We start from the raw sequence: 7,832 nt of genomic DNA on the forward strand, positions 1-7,832 counted from the left end.
GAAGAAGCTCAGATTAAAAAATAGTTTAGGTAATACCTACCAAGACTTTGAACCAATTGACCCAAGCGAGGTTCGTTATTACCACTGTGGTCCAACTCCCTATGATTATGCTCATATTGGTAACTTCCGGAGTTTTTTATTTGCTGATATCTTAATCAGAACCTTGAAGCTTGCGGGGTACAAGGCTACTAGTGTGATTAATATTACAGATATTGATGATAAGCTAATAGCAAAAGCAAAATCTGAATTAGATGATCAGGCTAGTGATTCGGATATCCTGATTAGGGTTAAGCAAATTGCTAGATATTATGCAAGTATCTTTTTTGAAGATTTAGAAAAACTAAATATCAGTAAGTCCAGCTTTAGCCAAATTGTCTGGGCTACCGAACATATTGCCAAAATGCAAACCATGATCTTGGATCTAGTAGAGCAGAAGCTAGCATACCCTGGCACTGATGGAATATACTTTGATATTCGCGCTTATATTCAACAGGGACACAGGTATGGGCAACTTGTTGACTTAGATCTATCAAATCTAGAGATAAATGTGATAGAAGATGAGTATGATAAGGAGGATGTTGCTGATTTTGCGTTATGGAAATTTCAAGTAGACAATCAGCCTGCTTGGGATTTCGTTTTAGGAAATGGAATTAATCTTCGAGGACGTCCCGGATGGCATATTGAATGTTCGGCAATGAGCACTGAATACCTAGGAGATTATTTTGATTTACACACTGGTGGGGAGGATCTCAAGTTTCCTCATCACGAGAATGAAATAGCCCAGTGTCAAGGTAAACAGGCTAAGTATTATTTGCATAATGCAATGTTGATGGTTGAAGGTCACAAGATGAGTAAAAGTCTTGGCAATATTGTCAAGCTTGCAGATCTGGAAGATCCTTTGGCTTTTCGTTACCAGGTACTTAGTACGCACTATAGCTCGATTATGGATTTTAGTGAGAATGCTCATCAAGCTTCGATTCAAGCACTTCATAATTTTCGGATTAAATATAGCAAGGTTCTATATGCCAATAAAGAGCTGGTCAACAAGCCTTCTTGTGCTATTAGTGCAGTATTAGATGCTGGTATTGTAGAGAAATTTTATCAAGATTTTAGTGAAGCAATGTATGATGATCTTGCTACTCCTAGAGCTTTGGCTAGCTTAGCAAAATTAATCAAAACAGATAGTCTAGATCCTGTACTATTAAAAGCAATTGCCTGGGCGGATCAATTGCTCGGTTTAGATCTGACAATTGACTATCAAGCATTTAACGAGCAAGAGATTAGATTGATTGATAAACGTAATAATTCTAGACTCAAGGCAAATTATCAAACTTCTGATCAGCTCAAAGATGATTTATCTAGTAATCATAATATTGATTCAATTGATCTGAGTTCTGAGTTAAGTCTTTATTATCGTAAGGTAGTTTTATGAGAAAGCTTTTTTTTCAAGGCATCAAAGGGGCTGGTCAGGCAAATTTAGCCTTGATTGCTAAACGTTTGGGATATCAAGTGCTGGGTTCGGATACCAGTCAGCATTTTATTACTGATCAAATGCTCAAGGAGGCTAAAATCAAGGTGATTGATTTAGATCAAATTAATCTAGAATCAGCAGATAGCCTAATCTATTCAGCAGCTCATGATGGCTTAATGAGTTTACAAGGTCAGGAAGCTAATAGGTTGGGTATTGATTTGATTCATCAGTCGGAGTTTATTCACTTGCTCGAGCAGCAGTTTGAGATGTCAATTGCAGTTGCTGGCACTCATGGCAAGACAGGGACTACTTCGCTTTTGGCTTTTGTCTTGGAGAAGCTGGAGCCAAAGATAGCTTACATGATTGGATCAAGTGCCAGCAAGATGCCGAGTGGTCACTATGGAGGCAAAGAGTATTTTGTCTATGAGGCAGATGAATATGGGGTAATGCCTCCAGTAGATTTGCGCTCCAAACTGGATCTGATCAATCCAGATACTTGCCTAGTTACCTCAATTGATTTTGATCATCCAGATGTTTTTAAGGATTTGAATCAGATAGAGCAGACTTTTATTAGGCTATCTAATAGAATAGCGAGAAAAAATGGCTTGGTTTTATATTGTGCTGATGACCAAAACTCTGTCAGTACCTTTGCCAAGTCTAGCGCTAAGCTCATTGATTTTGGGTATAAAGCAAAACAGATTAAGATTCAATCAGTCACAATCGGTCAAAATCATACAGAAGTTAGCCTGGTGTTTGATTTGGTTACTAGATCTAATCAGCAGATTAATCAGGTTGAGCAATTTCAGCTACCAATTTTTGGCAAAAAGCTAATTGGTAATGTGGCTGGGGTCATTGGTTTACTAGTTTGGCTAGATTATCCTATTAAAAAGATAGCAGAGATTATTAAGGACTTTCCTGGTATCAGACGTAGACAAGAGCTAATCGCAGTGACTAGGGATGATAACTATCTTTTTGATGATTATGGACATCATCCTGTAGAGATCAGAACAGTGATTGAAAGTATCAAATCCAGGCTTCCTGAGCGTAGATTGATTGTTGTTTTCCAGGCCCATTCTTTTTCCAGGACTATTGCTTTTGCCCAAGAATTTGTGGAGGCCTTGGCTGAAGCTGAAGTAGTAATCAATCTGCCGATATTTGCATCAGCTAGAGAAAGGGCAGAAGACTTTAAGGAACTTGATCTGGTCAGGATTGCTAAGAAACAGGGATACGATCAATTTTTTGCAGCAGAAGGGATAGGTCAGGCGGCTGACTTGGTCAGGCAAAATATTCGTCCTCGAGATATCATTCTTAGTCTGGGTGCAGGGGAGAGCTATAAACTATTTGATTATCTTGAGCAATTAGTATGAAGGTAGAGGTTGAAGATCAGTTTGATTTATCAAACTATAATACGCTCAAATTAAAAGCCTATGCGAGAAATTTTGCTCGAATTGGCAATCAGAAGGAATTAGAAGCTCTGACAGATCAATATCAAGGACAACCAATCCATGTTTTGGGTTCGGGATCAAATATCGTATTAGCCAGTAATTTGGTTGATGGGTTGGTATTGCAATTTGTTAATCAGGATATCCAGATGGTTAGGCAGGATCAAGATGTCAGCATTATTGAAGTTGGGGCTGGGATGATCTGGGATCAATTTGTAAAATGGTCTGTAGATCAAGGCTTTAATGGGCTAGAGTCACTCAGCTTGATTCCAGGTACGATAGGAGCAAGTGTGATCCAGAATATTGGGGCTTATGGATATCAATCAGGTGACTATGTCGCCTATGTCAAGGTTTGGGACAATCAAGACAGGGTCTGGAGAAAGCTCTTAGCAGAAGAGCTTAATTTTGGCTATCGAAATAGTATTTTTAAACAAAATCGACAATTATTGATTTATAGTGTTGGGTTTGCCCTCAGATCTGGTGATATAGCTGAAGTGAGATATCATAATATTCTTGGTCAATCCGAGGGGATAGGGCTTAGTCCTGCTCAGTTAAGAGCTCGGGTGATAGAGACTAGGGTCGGTAAGTTTGGCGATATTATCAACAATCCTAGTGTAGGATCATTCTTCCATAATCCTTTTATTAGTAAATCACATTTAGTAAAACTTCAGCAAGTATATCCCGATATCGTTCATTTTGATTATTTTGGTCAAGAGAAGGTTTCCGCTGGCTGGCTAATCGAGCAATTAGGTTATAAGGGTAAGGTTGTAGATGGCTGGGAGATATCTGCCAAAAATGCTTTGGTCTTAATAAACCGTGGCGGTTTAGCTAAAGATCTGTTAGGTTTGGCTAGCAAAATTCAAGAAGAAGTCAAAGAAAAATTTGCAATTGGTTTAGAAATTGAGCCAACAGTCTGGTAAGATAGTAATCATGGAAAAAAAATACGATCTAATTATCTTGGGTTCTGGTCCAGCTGGTCTGACTGCAGCTATTTATGCTACTCGAGCAAAACTTAGTACCCTAATACTCTCTGGTGAAAATCCTGGTGGACAGCTAACTACCACTAGTGAAGTAGAAAACTTTCCGGGCTTTAGCCAGGGAATATTGGGTCCTGATCTGATGCAGTCGATGGAGGAGCAAGCCAAACGATTTGGAGCTGAAATAGTTTTGGACCAGGCTTATGAGGTTAGTTTTACTGGTGAGCATAAATTGATTATGACTAGAGAGAATAAGTATCAGTCTAGAGCCGTAATTGTCGCTACAGGTGCTAGGGCAAAATGGTTAGGAATTGCCAGTGAGGCTAAATTTCAGGGCAAGGGCTTGTCGGCTTGTGCTACTTGCGATGGCTTCTTCTTTAATGATAAAAGGGTAGCTGTGGTAGGCGGTGGAGATAGTGCAATGGAGGAAGCGTTGACTTTGACTAAGTACGCTAAATCAGTTGATTTAATTCATCGTCGAGACCAATTATCAGCCAGTAAGATCATGCAAGATCGCGTACTTAAGCATCCAAAAATCACAGTCCATTGGAATAGTAGTGTATCAGAGATCATTGGCGACGAGTTTATATCTGGTGTCAGATTAGATGTTATTGGTAGTCAGGAACAAAAAGACCTTCAGGTGGAAGGACTCTTTGTAGCAATAGGTCACCAACCAGCCACTGAAATGTTCCAAGGTCACCTAGATTTAGACCAGATGGGCTATATCCAGGTAACAAGTCAGGTATTTACCTCTGCTCAAGGTATTTTTGCTGCTGGTGATGTAGTAGATAGGCGTTATAGGCAGGCGATCACTGCTGCTGGACAAGGTTGCATGGCTGCACTCGAAGTAGAGAGATATTTGGCTGAATGAAGCCAGTTAAAGCCAAGATTTCTGATAGCTGGAGGCTTCGAGACTTGATCAGGGGGTCTTTGGTTGACTTTGCCTATTATCCAGAGCAAAAAATAGATAAAATACGATCACAGCATCGAGTATGGGACTTAATCAAAGCTAGGTTAAATCCAGATAGAACTATTTATCTCATCAAGGATGATTCCAGATTGGTAGCTTATTTGATTGGTCACAATCAAAACAAGGATAGTTTTAGTCTAGATTGGATCTATGTAATTCCAAAATACCGATCAAGGGGTCTTGCCAAAGCTTTGCTTATAAGACTAGAGGAGGATTTAGCGAAAAAGGGTCTAGCAAAAATCGAGTTAATTAGTTACAATGCTGGAGGGTATTATCAGCAAATGGGGTATAAATTCGTGTCAAAGCTGGAGGTTGAGAATCAGCTTATAGTAGAAAGATATCAAAAGAGGATCAAAGGAGAGTCTAGAGCGTGAGTTTTTCAAAATGGTTTTTTAGAATATTGATTTTTGGAGAAGTGGTATTGTTGTTGGCAGTACTCTGGTTTCTTTATGGGCAGAGGCAATTCGATTCATTATTCGGTGGTAATCAGTCTGATAATTCTGGCCAGAGTATTGTTGATAGAATAGTTAATAAGCCAGAGCACGGTAAATTGATTAGTAGTGGTGAACCAGAATATTTTGATCTGGTTAATACCAAGACACTAATCAATCAGACTAATCAGGGAGTTGAGCCAATCTATCAGGTCACCAAACAGGATATTGTTTTTAGTTCTCTGGGTAAGAATGATCGAGAAATTGAATTAAACGCTCGAGTTTATTTTCCGGATAATGTTGAAGTGGCAAAAAAACTCCCTGTAGTAGTTTTTGCTACTGGTACGACTGGTATTAGCGATATCTGTGCTGCTAGCTTAGAGAAACCCAATCTTGAACCAACTGCAATTAATAATTGGGGTAATTACCAATCAGAAATGATTAGTTATGCTTCACAGGGATATATTATGATTACTCCTGACTATGAAGGCATGCGCGATCCTGAAGATATCCACCACTATATGATTGGTGAGCTTGAGGGGCGAGTAATGCTCGATGCCTTACTTGCGAGTCGAGAAATGGCTAGTATTAAGTCAAACGCTGATCAGGATTTGACTTTTATGTCTGGGTTTAGTCAGGGTGGACATGCAGCTTACTGGGCAGATAAAATCAGTCAAGACTATGCCAGTCTGACAGTTGATGGAGTGGTTGGGTTTGGGCCAGTTAGTAGTGTAACTGATACAATCCTTGGTATTGCCAAAAATGCCAATATTAATTGGTTTACACCGTTTGTACTGTATAGTTACCAAGATTATTATAATCAAACATTTGATACTAATAGGATCCTTTTACCAAATTATATATCAAGTCTCCAGGGTGATATTGAATCAACCTGCGTTAACGCTGCTCTCGGTAAATGGCCATGGAATGGTGGGGTTTATGATCAGACTGTTGAGAACAACAAGGCCCAGCTCTATACATCAGAGTTTCTCGATGCAATTGCTAGTGATAATTTAGAGAGTTTTGATGATTTGTTTTCTAAGACTGATGCAAATGAAGTGGGTAAGGGCAAGACTGATAGCTATAAGTTAATTAATCAGGGAGACAAGGATAATGTAATCCTACCAAGTCAGTCTGACAAATTTTTTGATCGATTATGTCAAGCTGGCAATAATGTAACTTATGACAAATATCCCGTGACTCATTATCGCATTATGACTACTAGTTTTACTAATACAATTGCTTGGATGCAAAAGGTATCAAAAGGCACTGTTACTAGCCAGTGCCGTTAATGGGTTTGTCTCTTGTCATCCTCCGATTGTTCATAGAACAATACAGGGAATCTACTCCTGCTAACATTTGAATAATACATAATGCTGGATCTCCGGTCTTGCCCTTCGGGCAACCCGAAGATGACGGGGTGGAGTCATCCTCCGAAACCCGGAGGGTTTACGGGGGATCCAGTATTTGATACTTGGCACTATCAATTCCTGAAGTCCAAAGAACTTACTAAAGAATCAAGTACTTGAGTTTAATCTTTGGTCTCAGGCGATAGCAGTGATTTCTACTAGTGTGTATTGTTGTCTATGGCCTTGACGTTTGAGGTAACGCTTTTTTGGCTTGAATTTGACAATAGTGACCTTTTCAGCCTTGTAGTCAGGATCAATAAGCTTGGCCTTGACCTTAACCTTATCAATAGTTGGCTGACCTACTTGGGTAGAGGTGCCGTCAATCACCAATAGAGCATCAAATTCAATTGTTTTTTCTTCGAGCTTTTGATCGATTGCAATAGTATCTCCGACAGAGACAATGTATTGACTAGAACCATTTTGGATTACTGCTTTTTTACTCATAACTTGATTGATTATACATCAAAATAATCCAAAAGTACAATTAATTTCAAAAGATTGGTGACAGGCAACTATCAACTCCTCTTCGCTAACTAGCCCCACTATGTGCGATACTATAACGCCTAACATACTTCCTAGGATGGAAGCAGTTATTTCGGAATCTGAGAACATCTTTTTCTCCCACCTGTCAAAGTGCCCCAAGACTTTTCTCCAGGGAACAGCCTGATGACATAATAGGTATGACTAAAAGTCAATAGTAAGATCAATCACATTAGTGCTTTTTGCTTACCTGGAAAAACTTGCTATAATAAGGTTAATGCTTAAGTTAATTGCGGTGACCAATCAAAAAGGAGGTGTCGGCAAGACCACCACTGCCGTCAATCTTGCTAGCCTCTTGTCAAGATTGGGCAAAAAAACTCTACTAATTGATCTAGATCCTCAAGGCAACGCTTCTACTAGCTTTGGTCTAGATAAGACTTTGCCTGGAACGTATCAAGCATTGATCAACCCAAAAGTTGCTAGGGAGCTAGTTCAGACTAGAGGAAGCTTGGATATCTTGGCTAGCAACTCTGATTTGGCGGGGTTTGAAGTGGAGCTGGTCAATTATCCAAATCGCGAATATTATCTCAAAAGTTTAGTTGAGACACTAGATTATCAATTGGTCATTGTGGACTGTCCTCCATCACTAGGG

General features: G+C 39.4%; 8 protein-coding genes. 7 read left to right on the forward strand and 1 reads right to left on the reverse strand.

Features of this window, described 5'->3' with window-relative positions; translation table 11 throughout:
- From cysS to KA531_03845, 6 genes are all read left to right on the forward strand, one after another.
- Positions 1–1,432: cysteine--tRNA ligase (cysS, locus tag KA531_03820; protein ID MBP6005997.1), on the forward strand; the 1,432-nt coding region annotated here is incomplete at its 5' end.
- Positions 1,429–2,838 (forward strand): hypothetical protein, encoded by a 1,410-nt coding sequence (locus tag KA531_03825; GenBank protein MBP6005998.1) that lies wholly within the window; start codon positions 1,429–1,431, stop codon positions 2,836–2,838. The genes cysS and KA531_03825, both read left to right, overlap by 4 nt.
- Positions 2,835–3,833, forward strand: coding sequence for a UDP-N-acetylmuramate dehydrogenase (gene murB / locus KA531_03830; GenBank protein ID MBP6005999.1), 999 nt, complete (start codon positions 2,835–2,837; stop codon positions 3,831–3,833). Before KA531_03825 ends, murB begins: the two co-directional genes overlap by 4 nt.
- Before the next feature lie 10 nt (positions 3,834–3,843).
- Positions 3,844–4,761: a thioredoxin-disulfide reductase gene (gene trxB / locus KA531_03835; protein ID MBP6006000.1), complete on the forward strand. Its 918-nt coding sequence runs from the start codon at positions 3,844–3,846 to the stop codon at positions 4,759–4,761.
- Positions 4,758–5,234, forward strand: coding sequence for a GNAT family N-acetyltransferase (locus KA531_03840; protein ID MBP6006001.1), 477 nt, complete (start codon positions 4,758–4,760; stop codon positions 5,232–5,234). Before trxB ends, KA531_03840 begins: the two co-directional genes overlap by 4 nt.
- Positions 5,231–6,583 carry a hypothetical protein gene (locus KA531_03845; protein ID MBP6006002.1) on the forward strand — a complete coding sequence of 451 codons (1,353 nt, stop codon included), beginning with the start codon at positions 5,231–5,233 and terminating at the stop codon, positions 6,581–6,583. The genes KA531_03840 and KA531_03845 overlap by 4 nt, the downstream gene beginning before the upstream one ends.
- Positions 6,584–6,835: 252 nt before the next feature.
- On the opposite strand, the gene rplU is transcribed toward KA531_03845, so the two are convergent.
- A complete protein-coding gene (gene rplU / locus KA531_03850) occupies positions 6,836–7,144 on the reverse strand; it encodes a 50S ribosomal protein L21 (GenBank protein ID MBP6006003.1) in 309 nt (102 codons plus the stop codon).
- Between the two features lie 313 nt (positions 7,145–7,457).
- Here rplU and KA531_03855 point away from each other — a divergent pair.
- Positions 7,458–7,832, forward strand: a 375-nt coding sequence (locus KA531_03855; GenBank protein ID MBP6006004.1) for an AAA family ATPase, incomplete at its 3' end; no start/stop codon positions are given.

The sequence above is a fragment of the Candidatus Saccharibacteria bacterium genome (assembly GCA_017983775.1).
GTDB lineage: Bacteria > Patescibacteriota > Saccharimonadia > JAGOAT01 > JAGOAT01 > JAGOAT01.

Bases quoted from the DNA above. Each gene is read 5' to 3' on its own strand.
- rplU (MBP6006003.1), bottom strand. From the start codon at position 7,144: ATGAGTAAAAAAGCAGTAATCCAAAATGGTTCTAGTCAATACATTGTC.
- KA531_03825 (MBP6005998.1), top strand. From the start codon at position 1,429: ATGAGAAAGCTTTTTTTTCAAGGCATCAAAGGGGCTGGTCAGGCAAAT.
- murB (MBP6005999.1), top strand. From the start codon at position 2,835: ATGAAGGTAGAGGTTGAAGATCAGTTTGATTTATCAAACTATAATACG.
- trxB (MBP6006000.1), top strand. From the start codon at position 3,844: ATGGAAAAAAAATACGATCTAATTATCTTGGGTTCTGGTCCAGCTGGT.
- KA531_03840 (MBP6006001.1), top strand. From the start codon at position 4,758: ATGAAGCCAGTTAAAGCCAAGATTTCTGATAGCTGGAGGCTTCGAGAC.